The following is a 17284-nucleotide window of genomic DNA, read 5'->3' as shown; positions in this document are numbered from 1 at the left end:
CGATCGTTGCGCGCCTGTGACCCGAGCGGGATAGCGTCGAGGCATGGATCGTCGGGGGAAGATCATGGTCGGCATCGCTGTGGGCTCGGTGGTGGGGCTCCTGGCTCTTGCTGCGCCCGCCGTCATCGGGATGATCCCGACCGACGAGGTGGTCGCCGAGGCGCCGCGCACGTCGGCACCGCCGCAGCGGACGGTGACGCCCACACCCACGCCGACGGCGGTCGCCCCGTCTCCGACTCCCACACCCGTGCAGACGACCCCGGCTCCCGAGAGCAAGTGTCTCGGTGTGCCGGCCGGCAAGGACCGCGGCGACATCTCCCCGGGTGCCACGGGCGTCGTCGAGCAGTCCAACAGCACGGGCCTGGCGACGGTGTACCGGGTGGTGCCGGGCGACTCGTACTGGGCGATCGTGGAGCGCTTCTGCCTGAACAGCGGCGACTTCAACAGCGCGAACGGCTTCGGTGGAGCCGGCGAGATCTACGCCGGCGACTACCTCGCGATCCTCGCCGAAGGTCAGTCGACCGCGCTGGCGCTCAACGAGGCGGCCAAGGGCGGGTACCGCACGCACCAGGACTGCGACGCCATCGCGCGCATCTCGCTCGCCGACCCGAACGCCGAAGGGCGGATCCCGGTCGGCATGTCGGGGACGGTCGTCGACACCGGCAAGGGCGAGTACGCCGAGGGTCCGGTCGAGAAGGTCGACGGCAAGCCCACCTTCTACACCGTGCAGCCGGGCGACACCTATCGCGGCATCGGCGACCGCTTCTGCGTCGACGCGATCACCGTGCAGAAGTTCAACGAGGCGGGCGGACCCGAGCGCATCCTGCAGCCGGGTGATCGCGTGCAGCTGCGGCCGACGAGCCGCACGATCTCTTCACGCGGCTGAGCCACCGCGCGTCACCCGGGCGCGGGATGCGACCGCGCCTACGCTGGCGGGGTGACCACGCCCGCCACACCCCTGCTCGCCCAACGCGCGTGGGGCATCGCCGCCCTCGCGATCGTCGTCCTGTCGATACTGCCGACCCTCTTGGTCCTGCTCGTCGTCGCGACCGTGGACGAGCAGTACGGCTGGCTGCTGATCTTCACTTTCGTCCTGCTCGTCGCGGGCGGTTCGGCCGGGATGCTGGCGGGCATCGTGGGTCTAGTCTTCGCGGGCATCCGCCGCCGCGGTTTCCTCTGGCCCGCCATCGGCACGGTGGCCGGCGTCGGCCTGGTGGGCGTGTCGTCGCTGATCCTGGCACTCGGCGCCTGACCGACGCCGGCGGAGCCACGGCATCCGTCGCTTCGTACAATGGGCTGATGCGGCCGCTGACAGAGGACCAGTTGCGCGACGTGCTGGTGAATGCGACGAGGGACGAGCGCGAACGCCTCGAGCCGCCCCACGATTTTCCGATCCTCGAGTGGGATCACCTCGACTTCCTCGCCTGGCGCGACCCCACCACGCGCAGCCGCGGGTACGTCGTCGCCGAGATCGACGGCCGGCCGACCGGCATCGTGCTGCGTGCGGCGAACGGCGCCACGCAGGGCCGCTCCGCCATGTGCAACATCTGTCACACGATGCAGCCGGGCAATCAGGTCACGATGTTCACCGCCCGACGGACAGGGGATGCCGGTGACCGCGGCGACAGCGTCGGCACCTACGTGTGTGCGGATCTGACCTGTCACGACAACGTCCGCATCGCGGGTCCGCTGGCCCCGAGCGAGATCCGTGCGAGCGTGGACCGGCGGATCGACGGCACGCGTCATCGCCTCGAATCCTTCGTCGAGCGCGTGGCCACCGCAGCCTGACGCCGCGGTTTTCGTCCTGCCCGCCGGGAGGGTAGAGTAGGTGATCGCGCCTCCGGTCGACTGCACAAGCCGGGCGGGTGCGCACTTGGCGAGTTACCCAAGCGGCCAAAGGGATCTGACTGTAAATCAGACTGCATTGCATTCGGGGGTTCGAATCCCTCACTCGCCACCACCCAGGGCTGCGGAGACATCCGCAGCCCTTTCTCGTTGGCGGCGCCGGTCAGCGAGTCGATAGCCTGCGGTCAGTATGCCCAGCCACCGCTCATTCGTCATCATCACCGCCGCCGCTGCCGCCCTCACCGTCGCGCTCGCGGGATGCACCCCGAACACGACACGTTCGATCGCCGTCCGTGCGGATCAGGTCGTGGCGATCGAATACTTCGAGTAGCCGTCGACGGCGGTGCCCGACACCATCGAGCGGCTGACGATCCGGAACCCGGAGATCATCACGGAGTGGATGCGCGGCTTCACGGACATGCCGCTGCAGGAGTACACGCCGGGTGAGCCGGAAGAGTTCGACGAGGCGCAGACGCAGTCGAGCCGGCTGATCCTCGCCGACGGCCGAGAGATCGAGGTCACCACGATCTGGATCGGCCCGCACGACAACGTCGTCCTGTGGCCCGACGCGACAGCGTGGCGCACGGAGCGGGGGTCGCCACACGTCGCTCGGGCGTACGACGACGCCGCCGAGATCGACGAGGTGGATGCCGAGGAGCGACCCGTCGTCGTCCTTCCCGGTTGACCCCTCCACAGCCCGTGCCACGGCCGCAACCCCTGTGGACATCCGGCGTGCTCGTCGGCCCGTCTGACAGGATGGGGGCGAGTGCGGGGGAGGCCTCCGCCGAAGGGATGTCGAGGATGAGCGAACCGATCACCGCCCCCCGTTCGAGCAGGATCTTCCGAGCCGCGATCTGGGTCGCGATCGGCGCACTGATCGCTGCGGCGGTCGTCTGCGTCGTCTGGGTCCTGATCGGCGACTCGAACGGCATCGTCGGCCGGGCGTTCCTCACGATTCTGCTGCTCGCCGGGTTCGCCGGGATCTCGATCCTCGAGGCATCCCTTGCCAGCCGTCGACCGGCGTGGTTCGCCCTCGCGAGCATCGTCTCGTGGGTCGTCGCGCTCATCATCGGTGCGTTCATGATCTGGATGCCCGAGGCCGCGGGCGACTACGGCGTCGGCGCTGAACGGTTCTTCAAGTTCCTGCTCATCGTGCTGATCCTGCAGGGAGCGCTGCTGCACATCCGTCTCTACGCGAAGGCCTTCGCCCGCTATCAGACCACCTTCACGAGCATCGTGACGTACGTCACGATGGGGCTCGTCGTGATCCTCGCGGTCATGCTGATCATCCCGCTGATGCTCGAGGAGTTCATCGAGTTCCGCGACATCTACTGGCGTGTGTTGGTGTCGGACGCGATCCTCGCCGCCGTCGGCACCGCCCTCGTCCCGCTCGTGAACGCCCTGTTCGCGCCGAAGAAGGAACAGCCTCAGGTCGCCGCAGCGTACGGTTCGCAGGGCTACGGCGCCGCAGCGCAGAACGACGGCGCTGCGCACCTGGCAGCGGCCACCGCCCCCGCGCAGGCATGGCCGACCTACGCCGACGGTCGCACCCCCCTCCCCGTGATGCCCGACGGCAGCCCGGACTGGAACGCCTACTACACCGGCTGGCCGACCTACCCGCAGCAGCCCTACGGTGCCGTCACGCCCGACGCCGCTCCTGCAGCCGGGGCCACGCCGCCCGCCCCGCCCACGGCTCCGCCGTCGCCCGAGTCCGCGCCGGCCGCGCCGGAATCGGCCGCCCCGCCGGTCCCGCCGGTGCCCCCGCTTCCGGCCGCCCCGCCCATACCGGACGCCCCGCCCGCACCGGACGCCCCGCCCGCACCGCCAGAGCGGTGACGGTCAGCCGGCCAGCATCTCCAATGCCGCCATGGCGGCGTTGTGGCCGCCGATTCCACTGACCGCGCCGCCGCGTCGCGCGCTCGAACCGCACAACAGCACACCGTCGACACCGCTCGAGACACCCCACCGTTGCGCGGGGGTCTCGAGCGGTTCGTCGTCCGCGGCCCACGGCCACGACAGATCGCCGTGGAAGATGTCGCCACCCAGCATCCCCAGGTCGCGTTCGAGGTCGCCCGTCGTCCGCGCCTCGACACAGGGCTCCCCGTCCGGAGTGCGGTACAGCACGTCGGCGATCGGCTCCGCGAGCACCGAGTCGAGGGAGCGCCGCGCCGCCTCCCACAGCGCGTCCCGGTCGGCGGTGCCGTCTGCGACGAGCCGATGGGGCACCTGCAACCCGAACAGCGTCAGCGTCTGAGCCCCCGAGGCCCGCAGCTCGGGCCCGAGGATGGACGGATCGGTGAGGGAGTGGCAGTAGATCTCGGCGGGCAACGGGTCCGGGATGCCACCGCTCGCCGCCCGATCGTAGGCGGCATCCACCTGCGTCAGCGTCTCGTTGATGTGGAACGTTCCGGCGAACGCGGCGCGGGGGTCCACCGAGGCATCACGCAGACGCGGGAGCCGGGACAACAGCATGTTGACCTTGATCTGGGCGCCCTCCGGGAGCGGTGCCCCGGTTCCGGCGGCGCCGCCCGCGCGGAGCAGCCGATCGAGGAGGGCCGCGCCGACACCGCTGAGAACCACCCGGGCACCGACGCGCTCGCCGTCGGCGAGATCGACTGCGCCGTCGGGTGAGACGGCGACGACCTCGGCGCCGGTGCGGATCTCGGCGCCGGCGGCGCGGGCGGCTCGCTCCAGCTCGCCGCTGACCGCGCCCATGCCGCCGACCGGAACGTCCCAGTCCCCGGTGCCGCCGCCGATGACGTGGTAGAGGAAGCACCGGTTCTGACGGAGGGTGGCATCGTCCGAGCGTGCGAACGTGCCGATGAGCCCATCGGTGAAGGCGATGCCACGGGCGACGTCGGTCCGGAGTCCCTCGCTGATGAACTCTCCGAGCGGTCGCGCCGTCATCGCCTCCCACAGCGCATCGTCGCCGACGGCCGCGCGGGCGTCGTGCTCCCGCCGGAGCGGAGCGGTCACCGTGGGGAACAGCGTCGCGGCGAGGGGAGCGGTCCGCTCGGAGAACCGCGCGAACCGACCCGCTTCGTCGGTGTCGCCGGTGGCCCGTGCGAAGCTCGCGGCGGTGGCCGCGGCATCCGCGTTGTCGATGAGGATGCCGCGACCCGGGTCGTCGGGCAGCGGTGTGTACGACGAGTAGCGGCGGCGTTCGAGGCGGATGCGCAGACCGAGGTCGTCGATGACGGTGCGGGGGAGCAGGCTCACGAGGTAGGAGTACCGCGAGAGTCGCGCGTCGACTCCCGCCCACGGCCGCTCGGACACCGCCGCGCCGCCCACGTGGTCCTGGCGTTCCAGCACCGTCACGGTGCGCCCGGCGCGGGCGAGGTAGGCGGCGGCGACGAGGGCGTTGTGTCCTCCGCCGATGATGACGACGTCACGGATGGCGCTCATGGTGCTCAACCTAGCGGCGTAGCGTGGAGGGATGGATGCCGCTGCGCTCGCCGACCTCGCCCTCGACATCGCCCGCGAAGCCGGCGCGCTCGCCCGGCGGCGCCGCGAGGAGGGTGTGGCGATCGCCGCGACGAAGTCGGCGATCGCCGACATCGTCACCGAGGCCGACCGCGAGGTCGAGGCCCTCATCCGCGCGCGGTTGGCCGCCGAACGCCCGGACGACGGCTTCCTCGGCGAGGAGTCCGGCGCGGAGCGGGGGACCTCGGACATCACCTGGGTGGTCGATCCGATCGACGGCACCGTGAACTACGCGTACGGGATGCCGCACTACGCCGTCAGCATCGCCGCCGTCTCGGGGGAGCCCACCGCGCCGACGTGGACGGCTCTCGCCGGTGTCGTGCACAACCCCGCCGTCGGCGAGACGTTCCACGCCGTCCGGGGCGGTGGCGCGTGGCGAGGGAAGCACCGGCTGGCGGTCTCGCAGGTCGGTGAGGCCGGCGGGCTGGTGGCGACCGGATTCGGTTACGACCCGAAGCACCACGAGGGCGACCTCGCCCGTGTCGCGGCGGTCATGCCGCTCGTGCGGGATCTACGCCGTGCGGGGGCGGCGTCGCTCGACCTCGCCTACGTCGCGGCGGGGCGTCTGGACGGCTACTTCGAGCGCGGTCTGCACCCCTGGGATCACGCGGCCGGCGCGCTTCTGGTGACTGAGGCCGGGGGGGTCGTGACGGGAGCGCCGGACGGCTTTCCCGGGCGGGACATGACCATCGCTGCGGGGCCGGAACTCTTCCACAGGCTCGTCGACAGGATCGGTCTGTGAACGGACATGCCATTCTCAGCCCCGTCGTGTAGCTTGTTTATCTGATCGTTACCTTCGCTGCCCGAGCGGAGGGATTGTGACCTTGAAGCCCGCGGCCCCCGCCGCTCTACCCGAGAGCCCGCAGTTTGACTTTCGAGACCTCCCCGAACGACGCGCCCGCAACGCGTCGCGACCGGCATTCCGCAACGTCCGGCGCCACGCCGTTGACCCGTGCGGAGCTCCGTCGCCGCGCCGCCGCGACTCCCGTTGCGAGCGACGCGGAGGTCACCGTCACGCAGGCGGCCGCAGCGATGGGCGAGGTCATCGCGATCGTCCAGGCGGCTCCGGCGCCGCGTCGCCGCCGCTCCCGCACCGCTGCGGCCGAGGTCTCGCCCTCTGCTGAGGCGTCGGCCGGTGCCGAGACCCCGATCGCCGAGTCCGCCCCCGCATCGATCGCCGAGTCGGTCGTCGCCGAGACCCTCGCCGAGGCGATCTCCGATACCGCCACCCCGCTTCCTCTCCGTCGTCGTTCGCGCTCCTCGCGAACGACGACTGTCGTTTCGGCCGTTCCCGAAGCCCCCGGAATCCCCGAGTTCCTCGACGAGACGATCGTCCTGCCGTCCGCCTCCTCGACGCACACCTCCGCCGAGGACGCCGGGCCGACCATCGATGAGTTCGAGCTGGCGGCGAAGGTGTTCTCCTTCACCGGCGAGACGCCCGTCCAGGTCGCTCGGGCCGCCGTCGACGCCGACGAGCACGCGCGGCGCACGACCCGCGTGCGGATGGCCGAGCAGCAGCCCCGTCGCCCGCGGCGCGGACGCGTCCTGCTCAAGCGTGCGGCCGCGGCATCCTTCTCGATCAGCGTCGTGGGTGTCGTCGGGCTGCTGGCCATCGGCACGACGACCCCCGTCACCGCCGTCGGCGCGTTCGGTCAGGAGGTGAGCGGCGACATCTCGCTCGCCGCCGAGGCCACCGACGCCGATGCTCCCGAGATCCAGGCCTACGTCGCCAACTCCGACGCCGGCGCGACGATCCTCTCCCGCTCGGGCGAGTACGACATCGAGTCGATGACCGACGTGGCCGCCGAGTCCGGTGTCACGCAGTTCGCCGGCACCTGGGTCAACGACGAGACGGCCGACGTGCAGTGGCCCTTCCCCGTGGGCGTGCCGATCTCGGCGCAGTTCGGCTCGACGTCGTACCTGTCGAAGTTCTCGCGCGCGCACCACGGCACCGACTTCACTCCTGGAGCGGGCGCCGAGGTCCACGCCGTCGCCGGCGGCACCGTCCGCATCGCGACGGAGGCGGGCGGCGACTACGGCGTGACCGTGGTCATCGACCACATCATCGACGGCCAACTCGTCTCGACGCGCTACGGGCACATGCAGTACGGATCGCTCCGTGTCTCGGCCGGTCAGACGGTCGACGCGGGCGATGTCATCGGTCGCGTCGGCAGCACGGGCAAGTCGACCGGCGCCCACCTGCACCTCGAGGTGCTGCTCGGCGGCACGACCCGGATCGACCCGCTGCCGTGGCTCAAGGAGCACACGCAGGGCTGACCCGTGACATGAAGGATGCCGCGACTCTGGTATCCTCTTCTAGTTGCCCGCGTGCGGGCAGCACGCCCCGATAGCTCAGTGGCAGAGCACTTCCATGGTAAGGAAGGGGTCGTCAGTTCAATCCTGACTCGGGGCTCGCAGCATCCCTCGGATGCTCGTGGCGGGGTAGCTCAGTTGGTGAGAGCGCACGACTCATAATCGTGAGGTCGCGGGTTCAAGCCCCGCTCCCGCTACGCAAAACCCCCGGCTCCACCCGGGGGTTTTGTTGTTCCCGGGGTTCTGCTGCTCGTCGGCCTCAGGCGGGCGGATCGCCCAACCGGTCGCTCATCGCCACGGTGCTGCGCCGGATATCGAGATAGATCTCGCGAACGCTGACCGCGGTACCCCCCTCGGCGCGCCGAGCCCACTCGTCGAAGGCGAGTCGCACGATGAGGAAGACGATCCCGATCGCCGCCCGCGCACTGAGAGCGTCGGCGCCTGTCCCGGCCGCCGACTGCACGGCGGTGTCGGTCAGGGCATCGACCTGCTCGGCTTCGGTGCGCAGGGCCAGGGCGAGCAGCGTCGGCTCCTGCCCCACCAGCCGCCGGATCCGGAGGACCCGCTGGTGCTCGCCCGGCTCGGCGTCGAAACGCGAGATCTGTGTCAGCCAGGCGCTCTCGAGCGCGCCCAGAAGCGGCTCGCCCCCGCTCACTGCATCGGCGACGGCTCTGAGCATCGCCTCCGACTCGTCTGTCGGTTGCAGAACGGCTGCCTCCTTCGTGGCGAAGTAGCGGAAGAAGGTGCGTGGCGAGGTGCCGGCGAGGTGAGCGATGTCGTCGACCGTCGTGCCGGAGACGCTGCGGGTCTCGAACAACTCGAGGGCGGCGTCCGACAGTTCGCGCTGGGTTTCGCGTCGCCGTCGCTCGCGAAGGCCCTCCGTCGGGCGGCTCGCCTCGGATGCGTCATCGCGGGAATGCAGCTGCATGCGGCAATTGTTGCACCGATCGTCAACTCTGCAGTTAGCGACATATTGGCAGTGACTGTCATATAGTGTCGATAGCCGCCCGCCGCACTCCGACCCCGAAGGCATCCGATGACCCTCAGTGACTCCCGACCCGACACGGCACCCGTTTCCACGCCCGCCGCCGCTGGCGCGAAGACGGGGCCGGTGATCGCACTCCTCGTGGTCGCCGCGTTCGTCGTCATCCTCAACGAGACGATCATGGGCGTCGCCCTGCCGAGTCTCATGGTCGACCTCGACATCTCCGCGGCGACGGCGCAGTGGCTGACGACGGGGTTCCTGCTCACGATGGCGGTCGTCATCCCCCTCACGGGATCGCTGCTGGCGCGCTTCACGGTGCGGCAGGTGTTCTTCACGGCCATGGCGCTGTTCGCGATCGGAACGCTGATCGCTGCGCTCGCCCCGGGATTCGGGATGCTGCTCGTCGGCCGCGTCGTGCAGGCTTCGGGGACGGCGATCATGATGCCGCTGCTGTTCACGACCGTCTTGAACGTCGTCCCGCCGACCCACCGCGGCCGCATGATGGGCGTGATCAGCATCGTGATCGCCGTGGCGCCGGCGATCGGCCCGACGGTGTCCGGCCTCATTCTCTCCGCCCTGGACTGGCGGTGGATGTTCTGGCTCGTGCTCCCCATCGCCCTGATCGCCATCGGACTCGGCGCCGTCTGGGTCCGCAACGTCACCGAGACCCGTGACGCACGGTTCGACCTCCTCTCCGTCGGCCTGTCGGCCGTCGGCTTCGGCGGGCTCATCTTCGGGCTGAGTTCGATCGGCGAGTCCGCGTCGGGTCACACCCTGGTGCCCGTCTGGATCCCGCTCGTCGTGGGGACGGCATCCCTGGTCGCCTTCGTCGTCCGCCAGCTCGCACTGCAGAAGACGGATGCCGCACTGCTCGACCTGCGCACGTTCCGTTCGCGCTCGTTCAGCCTCGCCGTGGTCCTGGTCATCGTGGTGATGTCGGCGCTGTTCGGTTCGCTGATCCTGTTGCCGATCTACCTCCAGCAGGTGCTCGGTCTCGACACCCTCACCGTGGGCCTCATGCTGCTGCCCGGCGGCGTGCTGATGGGGGTCATCGCACCGATCGTCGGTTCGCTCTTCGACCGCTTCGGCCCGATGCCGCTCGTCCTCCCAGGGATGATCGTCGCGGCTGCGGCGCTCTGGGGGATGGCATCCTTCGGCGAGAGCACCTCCGTCGCCTGGATCGTCGCCGTGCACATGGCGCTCAACCTGGGGCTGGGCTTCGTCTTCACGCCGTTGCTCACCTCCGCCCTCGGTTCGCTGCCGCAGACCCTCTACTCGCACGGCAGCGCGACCGTCAGCACGCTCCAGCAGGTCGCCGGTGGCGCTGTTCATCACGCTCATGTCGGTCGGCGGGGCGGCAGCCGCCGCATCCGGAGCAGATCCGGTCGGCGCGGTCGCCTCCGGCGCGCACACGGCGTTCCTCGTCGGTGCCGTGATCGCGACACTGGCAGTGATCCTCGCCGCGTTCGTGCGGCGACCCGAGGTCGGCACCACAGCTAAGGGCGGGTCGCCGTCCGCTCGATGATCCCGGTCCGGTAGGGGATCAGCCGCGCGGCATGCTCAGAGGTCTTCGGGGGCGAGTTCGCCGTCGCCGTCCTCGCCCATCTCGGCGATGAGCGGGTCCTCGCCCTGCGACTCCGGCTGGATGCCGCTGTCGGCATACGGTTCCTCGGGCGCCTCGCCCGCGTCGTCGTCGAGCGGCCGCCCCTCGAATTCGGCGTCCGCCGCCTCGGTGTCGCCGACGGTCGTGTCGCCGAGAGGAGCGTCGGCGGGGTCGAGCCGGATGCCGTCGGTGTCGGGGGTGCTCATGTCGTTGTCCTTCCGTCGTGATTCCCGGCACGATCGCACCGGAGCCTCCACCCTGCGCTCACCCGGTCCGCGCCCGCAGGGGCTGTCGCGTCCGACGCGCCTCGGCTACCCTTCCGCGGTGACGACCCGACTGCTCCTGATCTCCGACACCCACATCCCCGGCCGCGCGCGCCGCCTACCCGACGAGGTGTTGCGCGAAGCGGATGCCGCCGACCTCATCGTCCATGCGGGCGACTGGGTCGCCGCATCCGTCCTCGACGACCTGGCGACACACGGCGACGTGCTCGGCGTGTACGGCAACAACGACGGCGACGATCTCCGTGCGGTGCTGCCCGAGGTCGCGCGACGCGAGGTGGACGGCGTGCGCATCGCCGTCGTCCACGAGACCGGCCAGAAGCAGCGCCGGGAGGAGCGGATGGATGCCGCGTACTCGGATGCCGACCTGCTGGTCTTCGGCCACAGTCACATCCCGTGGGACACGACGTCCCCGCGAGGAATGCGCCTCCTGAACCCGGGCTCGCCCACGGATCGGCGGCGCCAGCCGGCGCACACGTTCATGACGGTCGAGCTCGCTGACGGCGGCATCCGTTCTGTCCGACTCCACCGCATCTGACGGCTTGCCCTCCGCGCGCAGAGGAGTACTATCGCTGTCGGATTGCTAGAAAAGCGAGGTAAATCTCATGGCGCAGGACTCCCGGCGGTGGTTCGGACTCGTCTTCATCAGCGTCGCCGTCTCGCTCATCATCGTCGACTCGACGATCGTGAACGTCGCGGTGCCCTCGATCGTCGAGGAGCTGAAGATCAGTTCGACCGAGGTGCAGTGGGTGCAGGAGGTCTACACCCTGGTCTTCGCCTCGTTGCTGCTGCTGTTCGGTGCCTTCGCGGACAGATTCGGCCGCCGATTCATCATGCTCCTCGGCGTCGCGATCTTCGCCGCCTCGTCGGTGCTGGCGAGCTTCGCACCGACCGGTGAGCTGCTGATCCTCGCCCGATTCGTGCAGGGCGTCGGCGGCGCGATGATCCTGCCGACATCCCTCTCGCTCATCAACTCGACCTTCCGCGGACGCGAGCGCGGCATCGCCTTCGCCGTATGGGGATCCACGATCGGCGGCATGGCGGCCGTCGGGCCGCTGCTGGGCGGATGGCTGACGACGGCCTTCTCGTGGCGCTGGGCCTTCGGGATCAACGTCCCCCTCGGCATCATCATCGTGGTCGGCGTGCTGCTGACCGTCGCGGAGTCCCGCGAGACACGCAAGCGGTCGATCGATGGCGTCGGAGCACTCCTGTCGGTCATTCTCTTCGGCTCCCTCGTCTTCGGCCTCATCGAAGGGCGCAGCTTCGGCTGGTGGACGGCCGAGGACGGTCTCACCATCGGCGGCTGGGAGTGGCCGCTGACCGTCTCGCCGATCCCGTTCGCCTTCGCGATCACCCTCGTCGCGCTCGTGCTGTTCGTCTGGTGGGGACTGCGCCGCGGCCGCCGTGGGCGGGACCCTCTGATCGACTTCTCGCTGCTCCGCATCTCCTCGTTCCGGAACGGCAACATCGCCGCCCTCGTCGTCTCGCTCGGCGAATTCGGCCTCATCCTGGCGCTGCCCCTCTGGTTGCAGTTCGTCCTCGGCTTCGACGCGCTCCAGGTCGGCTTCCTCCTGCTCGCCCTGGCCGGCGGATCGTTCGTCGCGAGCGGTGCCGCGGGAGCGTTCAGCGGCAAGGTCCCGGCGGTCGTCGTCGTACGGGTCGGCATCCTCGCCGAGATCATCGGCATCGCCTGGGCGGGCTTCATCATCGGACCGGATTCCGCCTGGGGCTGGCTCATCCCTGCGCTCGCCGTCTACGGGTTCGGCGTCGGACTCGCGACGGCGCAGCTCACGGGCGTGATCTTGCAGGACGTGCCGGTCGAGAAGTCCGGTCAGGGGTCGGGCATGCAGTCCACCGCGCGCCAGGTCGGCTCGGCACTCGGCGTGGCCATCCTCGGCACCGTCCTGTTCACGACGACCGGAGGCGTGCTCGCGTCCGCGCTCGACGACGCCGAGGTGCCCGCCGCTCAGGCCGACAAGGTCGTCTCGGCCGTCGTCGACTCCGCCGGCGCCGCGATCGCCGGTCTCGAAGCGGACCCGTCGCAGGCGCAGGTGGCGGATGCTGCGCGCACCGCGTTCTCGGACGGCACCCGGGCCTCGGCGCTCACCGCCGCGGGCTTCCTCGTCATCGGCCTCGGCGCGACCTTCGCCCTCGGCTCCGGGCGCAGGCCCGAGGAGTCTCAGGAGTCCGAGCCGGCGGAGCGGGTCCAGGGGTCGTAGTCGACCTCGAGCGGCTCTTGCGGGGGCCGCTCGAGGTCGGGCACGTGCTGCAGGTTGACGCGCACGCGGTACCACAGCGAACTCGAGCCGCGCATGCCGTCGACGAGGACATCGGCGGGGGAGAGGTGCCGCACGACCTCCCCGTGCCGCCCCTTCCAGCGATCGAGACCGGCGAGGGCCTCCTCCTTGGTCGCGGCGCGCGAGATCTCGACGAGCGGCATCGTCGACTGCCGTCGCCCCGAGCCGTCACCGCCGCGCGGTGCGCGTTCGGCGGGCCCGAGTCGCTCGGCGAGCTCGAGCAGTCGGTCGAGCGAACCGGCGGCCTCGTCGATGCCCGCGTGCGCGTCGCCCCGCTCGGCGTAGAGCGCCGGAACCGTCTGCACGGTGAACGCCCCCGGCCGGATCTCCCGCAGCTCCTGCCACCCGACCGGCATCGAGACACGGGCATCGGGGAGGGGCCGCACCGAGTAAGCCGAGGCGACCGTGCGGTCCTTCGCGTTCTGGTTGAAGTCGACGAACACGCTCTCGCCGCGCTCCTCCTTCCACCAGTGCGCGGTCGCGAGGCCGGGCGCCCGGTTCTCGACCTCCCGGGCGAAGGCCTGGGCGGCGAGCCGCACCTGCGCGTAATCGTGCGCCCCGTCGGTGCGGACGAGGATGTGGATGCCGCGGGACCCCGACGTCTTCGGCCACCCCACCAGTCCCACCTCGCCCAGCAGGTCGCGTGCGACGAAGGCGACGTCGACGATCTGCGACCACTCCACGCCGGGCATCGGGTCGAGGTCGATGCGCAGCTCGTCCGGATGGTCGAGGTCGTCGGCGCGGACCGGATGCGGGTTCAGGTCGAGGCATCCGAGCCCCACCGCCCAGACGAGACCCGCGGCATCCCGGATCACCGCTTCTTCGGCGCTCGTCCCCGATGCGTAGTGCAGCGTCGCCGAGGAGACGAACTCCGGGCGGTTGTCGGGGACGCGCTTCTGGAAGAACGCCTCCTGTCCGATGCCCTTCACGAAGCGTTTCAGCACCATCGGTCGGTTCGCCACGCCCCGCAGGGCGCCGTCGGCGACGGCGAGGTAATAGTCGGCGAGATCCCGCTTGGTGATGCCCGACTCGGGGAAGACCACCTTGCCGGGGCTCGACAGCCGCACCTCGTGACCACCGACCTCCAGCGTGACCGCGTCGTCCTTCTTCGCCATGCGCCCGGTCTACCCGGTCCGGTCCGGGGGCGCCACGGGGTTGCGCTCGGGCGGGGTGTCTACGATCGGAGGGTCCCGTCCGGCATCCTTCTTGGAGGTTCCATGTCCACGCCCGTGTCCGGCACGGCCGCGCTCGACCACGCTGCCGACCTGGCCGACTTCGTCGCCGCGTCGCCGTCCAGCTACCACGCCGCCGCCGAGGTCGCCCGTCGGCTCCGTGAGGTCGGCTTCCTCGAGCTCGACGAGCGCGACGCGTGGCCGGCGCAGCCTGGCGGCCGATTCCTCGTCGTCCGCGACGGTGCGGTCCTCGCCTGGATCGTCCCGGTCGGAGCGGATGCCGCGACCGGAGTGCACGTCTTCGGGGCGCACAGCGACTCGCCCGCGCTCAAGCTGAAGCCGCGGCCGACCACCGGAAGCCACGGCTGGCTGCAGGCCGGTGTCGAGGTCTACGGCGGTCCGCTACTGAACTCCTGGCTCGACCGCGAGCTGCGCCTCGCGGGCCGACTCGTCCTCGACGACGGCACGAGCGTCCTGACCGCGACCGGTCCGCTCCTGCGCCTGCCGCAGCTCGCGATCCACCTCGACCGCGAGGTGAACGACGGCCTGGCCCTCGACCGGCAACGGCAGACCCAGCCGGTGTGGGGCTTGGGCGACGCCGATGCGGCCGACCTGCTCGCCGAGCTCGCCGCGCAGGCCGATGTCGATGCGAGCCGCATCCGCGGGTACGACGTCGTGACGGCGGACGCCGCTCGAGGCGCCGTGTTCGGCAAGGACGACGCCTTCTTCGCCTCGGGCCGCCTCGACGACCTCGCCTCGGTGCACGCGGGTGTCGTCGCCCTCGCGCGTGCAGCCGAGGGCTTCGACGGGGAGCGCATCGCGATGCTCGCCGTCTTCGACCACGAGGAGGTCGGGTCCGCGACCCGCTCGGGCGCCGCGGGGCCGTTCCTCGCCGACGTGCTCGAGCGCATCCAGTTGAGCCTGGGGGCGGATCGCGAGCAGCAGCTGCGCTCGCTCGCGTCGTCGTGGTGCGTCTCGAGCGACGTCGGCCACGCCGTGCACCCGAATTACGCCGAGAAGCACGACCCCGTCGTCCAGCCGCGGCTCGGGTCGGGCCCGATCCTCAAGATCAACGCCAACCAGCGCTACGCGACCGACGGTGCCGGGGCCGCCGCGTGGCACCGCTGGTGCGACGCGGCCGGTGTCGGCTCGCAGGAGTTCGTCTCCAACAACGCCGTGCCGTGCGGTTCGACCATCGGCCCGATCACGGCGACCCGTCTCGGCATCGCGACGGTCGACGTCGGCATCCCGATCCTGTCGATGCACTCCGCGCGGGAACTCGCCGGCGTCACCGACCTGCACGACCTCGCCCGCGTCGCCGAGGCGGTGTTCACCGCCTGAAACGACGGATGCCGCGGGTCCCCGACGAGGTGTCGGGGACCCGCGGCATCCGAGGCCCTGCGGGGATCAGTACCAGCCGTTGGACTGCGAGTGGCTCCACGCGCCGCAGGGGCTGCCGTAGCGGCCGTCGATGTAGCCGAGGCCCCAGGCGATCTGCGTGGCGGGGTTCGTCTTCCAGTCGGACCCGGCGCTGCCCATCTTGCTGCCGGGGAGTGCCTGCGGGATGCCGTAGGCGCCGCTCGAGGAGTTGTACGCCTGGTAGTTCCAGTGCGACTCCTTGTTCCAGAGCGAGACGAGGCACGAGAACTGGTCGTCGCCCCAGCCGTAGCTGCCGATCATGCTGCGGGCGGTCGACTGTGCGGCGCCGGCCGAGGTGCCGGATGCGGCGCGCTTCGACGTACCGGCGGAGCTGGACGAGCTCGACGAGGAGCTGGACGAGCTTGAGCTTGAGCTCGAGCTCGAGCGGGCCTCGGCTGCCGCGGCGGCCTCCTCGGCGGCCTTCTTCTCGGCGGCGGCCTTGGCGGCTGCTTCAGCCTTGCGCTTCTCCTCCGCCAGGCGCTCCTTCTCCTTCTGGACGGCCGCATCGAGGCGACCCTGCAGTGCGCCGGTCTGCTCGTTCACCTGGGCGACCTCGGCCTCGACGGCGGTGGTCGCGTCGCGCGTGTCGAGGAGCAGCGGCAGAGCGGAGACGGTCTCGAGGTCCGCGACGGCATGCGCGAGGTCGTCGGTCTCAACCGTGGTGTCGGCTGTTCCGACGTCGAGCTTCGAGGCGGCGATGTCGGCCGTGACCTTCTTCGACGCGGCGACCGCGTCGTCGGCCCGGTCGAGCGTCGACTCGATCTTCGCGGCGGGCACCGAGGTCGCGACTCCGGCTGTCAGCGAATCCGGCAGAGCCTCGGTGAAGGACGCCAGCGCGATCGCCGGGGTCGATTCCGGCTGTGCCGTGGCCGGCGCGGGGGCCATGGCCGTCGCGCTCGCGGCGATCGCGAAGGCGGTGGTCAGCGTCGTGAGGACGAGGACCGGACGGCGCCGGAGGCGGCGGGCATCAGCGCGGGTGGTGCGGATGGAGCGGCGGGTGGGGGTGGATGAAGTGTCTGTAGGCATGCAGAAAGATGTGGTTCCGTGTAGCGAGACACGCCCCGATGGAGCGCGCGTGACCGTTCGGGCGGGCACGAGTCGCCCACTCTTTCCCACGTTCCTGAGCGTTACCCGAACGTTACCTGGGCGATCCCGGACTCGAGCCCTCCGGAAAAAGTCCTGATCACGATCCCTGGGAACTTCCCGACCCCGAGCCCGAGGTGTCGTCAACGATATATCGTTGGGTATCGGTCACCATCTGGAGGAGACACCTTGAACAGCTCATTCGGCTCGCAGGGTTTCGGTTCGAGCGGCTTCGGCGGCGGCGGGCGCGGCTTCGGATCGGGGGCGCAGGGCTTCGACCTCAGCGGCCTCGGCGCCAATCTGATGGAGGCGTTCGAACAGTTCCGTACCCAGTTCGATCAGCGTCCCGCATCGCCGAGGATGAGCCGCGGCGATGTCCGTACCGCCGTGCTCGCCCTCCTCGCCGAGAAGCCCATGCACGGGTATCAGATCATCCAGGAGATCGACACGCGTAGCGGCGGTTCGTGGAAGCCCAGCGCCGGTTCGGTCTACCCCACCCTGCAGCTACTCGCGGACGAGGGCCTCATCGTCGCGGAGGAGGCGAACGGTCGCAAGACCTACTCCTTGACGGATGCCGGTCGGATGGTCGCCGAGGAGGCTGCGGCATCGGCTCCGTGGGAGTCCTCCTCACCGCACAAGGAGCACACGCACCGCGCGACGGCGCTGCCCAAAGCCGGTGTCGAGCTCGCTCAGGCTGCTGCGCAGGTGGCGCGTTCGGGCTCGCCGGAGCAGGTCGCGCAGGCCGTCGAGATCCTCGACGAGGCCCGCCGCCGGCTCTACGCCCTGCTCGCGCAGGGCTGACC

Annotated in this window: 17 protein-coding genes, 3 tRNA genes and 1 pseudogene; 16 read left to right on the top strand and 5 right to left on the bottom strand. The window is 70.5% G+C overall.

Features of this window, described 5'->3' with window-relative positions:
- The first annotated feature begins 43 nt into the window (after nucleotides 1–43).
- The 7 genes from ACIGEP_RS14685 (at nucleotide 44) to ACIGEP_RS14655 (ending at nucleotide 3681) form a co-directional block, all read left to right on the top strand.
- Nucleotides 44–886 (top strand): LysM peptidoglycan-binding domain-containing protein, encoded by an 843-nt coding sequence (locus ACIGEP_RS14685; protein ID WP_396662366.1) that lies wholly within the window; start codon nucleotides 44–46, stop codon nucleotides 884–886.
- A gap of 51 nt (nucleotides 887–937) precedes the next feature.
- Complete coding sequence (locus tag ACIGEP_RS14680; RefSeq protein ID WP_396662365.1) at nucleotides 938–1252, top strand: hypothetical protein; 315 nt, start codon at nucleotides 938–940, stop codon at nucleotides 1250–1252.
- A gap of 47 nt (nucleotides 1253–1299) precedes the next feature.
- Nucleotides 1300–1788: an FBP domain-containing protein gene (locus ACIGEP_RS14675; protein WP_396662364.1), complete on the top strand. Its 489-nt coding sequence runs from the start codon at nucleotides 1300–1302 to the stop codon at nucleotides 1786–1788.
- An 87-nt stretch (nucleotides 1789–1875) separates the two neighbouring features.
- A tRNA-Tyr gene (locus ACIGEP_RS14670) sits at nucleotides 1876–1960 on the top strand.
- Between the two features lie 75 nt (nucleotides 1961–2035).
- Nucleotides 2036–2176, top strand: a complete 141-nt coding sequence (locus tag ACIGEP_RS14665; RefSeq protein ID WP_396662363.1) for a hypothetical protein — start codon at nucleotides 2036–2038, stop codon at nucleotides 2174–2176.
- Nucleotides 2177–2188: 12 nt separating this feature from the next.
- Nucleotides 2189–2530, top strand: a complete 342-nt coding sequence (locus tag ACIGEP_RS14660) for a hypothetical protein (protein WP_396662362.1) — start codon at nucleotides 2189–2191, stop codon at nucleotides 2528–2530.
- 116 nt (nucleotides 2531–2646) lie between these two features.
- On the top strand, nucleotides 2647–3681 hold the full coding sequence (locus ACIGEP_RS14655; RefSeq protein ID WP_396662361.1) for a hypothetical protein: 1035 nt from the start codon (nucleotides 2647–2649) through the stop codon (nucleotides 3679–3681).
- A 3-nt stretch (nucleotides 3682–3684) separates the two neighbouring features.
- Here the strand turns inward: ACIGEP_RS14655 and ACIGEP_RS14650 are convergent, their stop codons facing one another.
- Nucleotides 3685–5250 carry a phytoene desaturase family protein gene (locus tag ACIGEP_RS14650; RefSeq protein ID WP_396662360.1) on the bottom strand — a complete coding sequence of 522 codons (1566 nt, stop codon included), beginning with the start codon at nucleotides 5248–5250 and terminating at the stop codon, nucleotides 3685–3687.
- A 31-nt stretch (nucleotides 5251–5281) separates the two neighbouring features.
- Here ACIGEP_RS14650 and ACIGEP_RS14645 point away from each other — a divergent pair, with 31 nt between their 5' ends.
- The 4 genes from ACIGEP_RS14645 (at nucleotide 5282) to ACIGEP_RS14630 (ending at nucleotide 7838) form a co-directional block, all read left to right on the top strand.
- A complete protein-coding gene (locus ACIGEP_RS14645) occupies nucleotides 5282–6070 on the top strand; it encodes an inositol monophosphatase family protein (RefSeq protein WP_396662359.1) in 789 nt (262 codons plus the stop codon).
- A gap of 125 nt (nucleotides 6071–6195) precedes the next feature.
- Nucleotides 6196–7605 carry a M23 family metallopeptidase gene (locus tag ACIGEP_RS14640; RefSeq protein ID WP_396662358.1) on the top strand — a complete coding sequence of 470 codons (1410 nt, stop codon included), beginning with the start codon at nucleotides 6196–6198 and terminating at the stop codon, nucleotides 7603–7605.
- Nucleotides 7606–7669: 64 nt separating this feature from the next.
- Nucleotides 7670–7741 (top strand) — tRNA-Thr (locus ACIGEP_RS14635).
- A gap of 23 nt (nucleotides 7742–7764) precedes the next feature.
- Nucleotides 7765–7838: transfer RNA gene (locus ACIGEP_RS14630), tRNA-Met, on the top strand.
- 62 nt (nucleotides 7839–7900) lie between these two features.
- Here ACIGEP_RS14630 and ACIGEP_RS14625 read toward each other — a convergent pair.
- Nucleotides 7901–8569, bottom strand: a complete 669-nt coding sequence (locus ACIGEP_RS14625) for a TetR family transcriptional regulator (protein WP_396662357.1) — start codon at nucleotides 8567–8569, stop codon at nucleotides 7901–7903.
- A 108-nt stretch (nucleotides 8570–8677) separates the two neighbouring features.
- On the opposite strand from ACIGEP_RS14625, the pseudogene ACIGEP_RS14620 reads away from it, so the two are divergent.
- Nucleotides 8678–10151: pseudogene (locus ACIGEP_RS14620) on the top strand (MDR family MFS transporter).
- A gap of 35 nt (nucleotides 10152–10186) precedes the next feature.
- Here the strand turns inward: ACIGEP_RS14620 and ACIGEP_RS14615 are convergent.
- A complete protein-coding gene (locus tag ACIGEP_RS14615) occupies nucleotides 10187–10435 on the bottom strand; it encodes a hypothetical protein (RefSeq protein ID WP_396662356.1) in 249 nt (82 codons plus the stop codon).
- A 118-nt stretch (nucleotides 10436–10553) separates the two neighbouring features.
- Here ACIGEP_RS14615 and ACIGEP_RS14610 point away from each other — a divergent pair, with 118 nt between their 5' ends.
- The gene (locus tag ACIGEP_RS14610; protein WP_396662355.1) at nucleotides 10554–11048 is read left to right on the top strand and encodes a metallophosphoesterase family protein; all 495 of its coding nucleotides are present in this window, start codon (nucleotides 10554–10556) and stop codon (nucleotides 11046–11048) included.
- A gap of 67 nt (nucleotides 11049–11115) precedes the next feature.
- Nucleotides 11116–12729, top strand: coding sequence for a DHA2 family efflux MFS transporter permease subunit (locus ACIGEP_RS14605; RefSeq protein WP_396662354.1), 1614 nt, complete (start codon nucleotides 11116–11118; stop codon nucleotides 12727–12729).
- Here ACIGEP_RS14605 and ligD read toward each other — a convergent pair.
- Complete coding sequence (gene ligD / locus ACIGEP_RS14600) at nucleotides 12690–13922, bottom strand: non-homologous end-joining DNA ligase (RefSeq protein ID WP_396662353.1); 1233 nt, start codon at nucleotides 13920–13922, stop codon at nucleotides 12690–12692. The two genes, ACIGEP_RS14605 and ligD, sit on opposite strands and share 40 nt — an antisense overlap.
- A 102-nt stretch (nucleotides 13923–14024) precedes the next feature.
- Here ligD and ACIGEP_RS14595 point away from each other — a divergent pair, with 102 nt between their 5' ends.
- Complete coding sequence (locus ACIGEP_RS14595) at nucleotides 14025–15320, top strand: M18 family aminopeptidase (protein ID WP_396662352.1); 1296 nt, start codon at nucleotides 14025–14027, stop codon at nucleotides 15318–15320.
- A 66-nt stretch (nucleotides 15321–15386) separates the two neighbouring features.
- On the opposite strand, the gene ACIGEP_RS14590 is transcribed toward ACIGEP_RS14595, so the two are convergent.
- Nucleotides 15387–16424 (bottom strand): hypothetical protein, encoded by a 1038-nt coding sequence (locus ACIGEP_RS14590; RefSeq protein ID WP_396662351.1) that lies wholly within the window; start codon nucleotides 16422–16424, stop codon nucleotides 15387–15389.
- Between the two features lie 246 nt (nucleotides 16425–16670).
- On the opposite strand from ACIGEP_RS14590, the gene ACIGEP_RS14585 reads away from it, so the two are divergent.
- Nucleotides 16671–17282, top strand: coding sequence for a PadR family transcriptional regulator (locus tag ACIGEP_RS14585; RefSeq protein ID WP_396662350.1), 612 nt, complete (start codon nucleotides 16671–16673; stop codon nucleotides 17280–17282).
- The last annotated feature ends 2 nt before the right edge of the window (nucleotides 17283–17284 follow it).

The sequence above is a fragment of the Microbacterium sp. NPDC077663 genome (genome assembly GCF_044542795.1).
In the GTDB taxonomy this organism is placed as follows: domain Bacteria; phylum Actinomycetota; class Actinomycetes; order Actinomycetales; family Microbacteriaceae; genus Microbacterium.
Note: the sequence above shows the minus strand (reverse complement) of the source record. Positions and strands in the feature narration are given on the sequence as shown.

Excerpts from the sequence above, each read along its gene's own strand:
- ACIGEP_RS14685 (WP_396662366.1), top strand. The coding sequence starts at position 44 with ATGGATCGTCGGGGGAAGATCATGGTCGGCATCGCTGTGGGCTCGGTG.
- ACIGEP_RS14675 (WP_396662364.1), top strand. The coding sequence starts at position 1,300 with ATGCGGCCGCTGACAGAGGACCAGTTGCGCGACGTGCTGGTGAATGCG.
- ACIGEP_RS14665 (WP_396662363.1), top strand. The coding sequence starts at position 2,036 with ATGCCCAGCCACCGCTCATTCGTCATCATCACCGCCGCCGCTGCCGCC.
- ACIGEP_RS14655 (WP_396662361.1), top strand. The coding sequence starts at position 2,647 with ATGAGCGAACCGATCACCGCCCCCCGTTCGAGCAGGATCTTCCGAGCC.
- ACIGEP_RS14650 (WP_396662360.1), bottom strand. The coding sequence starts at position 5,250 with ATGAGCGCCATCCGTGACGTCGTCATCATCGGCGGAGGACACAACGCC.
- ACIGEP_RS14645 (WP_396662359.1), top strand. The coding sequence starts at position 5,282 with ATGGATGCCGCTGCGCTCGCCGACCTCGCCCTCGACATCGCCCGCGAA.
- ACIGEP_RS14625 (WP_396662357.1), bottom strand. The coding sequence starts at position 8,569 with ATGCAGCTGCATTCCCGCGATGACGCATCCGAGGCGAGCCGCCCGACG.
- ACIGEP_RS14615 (WP_396662356.1), bottom strand. The coding sequence starts at position 10,435 with ATGAGCACCCCCGACACCGACGGCATCCGGCTCGACCCCGCCGACGCT.
- ACIGEP_RS14605 (WP_396662354.1), top strand. The coding sequence starts at position 11,116 with ATGGCGCAGGACTCCCGGCGGTGGTTCGGACTCGTCTTCATCAGCGTC.
- ligD (WP_396662353.1), bottom strand. The coding sequence starts at position 13,922 with ATGGCGAAGAAGGACGACGCGGTCACGCTGGAGGTCGGTGGTCACGAG.
- ACIGEP_RS14595 (WP_396662352.1), top strand. The coding sequence starts at position 14,025 with ATGTCCACGCCCGTGTCCGGCACGGCCGCGCTCGACCACGCTGCCGAC.
- ACIGEP_RS14590 (WP_396662351.1), bottom strand. The coding sequence starts at position 16,424 with ATGCCTACAGACACTTCATCCACCCCCACCCGCCGCTCCATCCGCACC.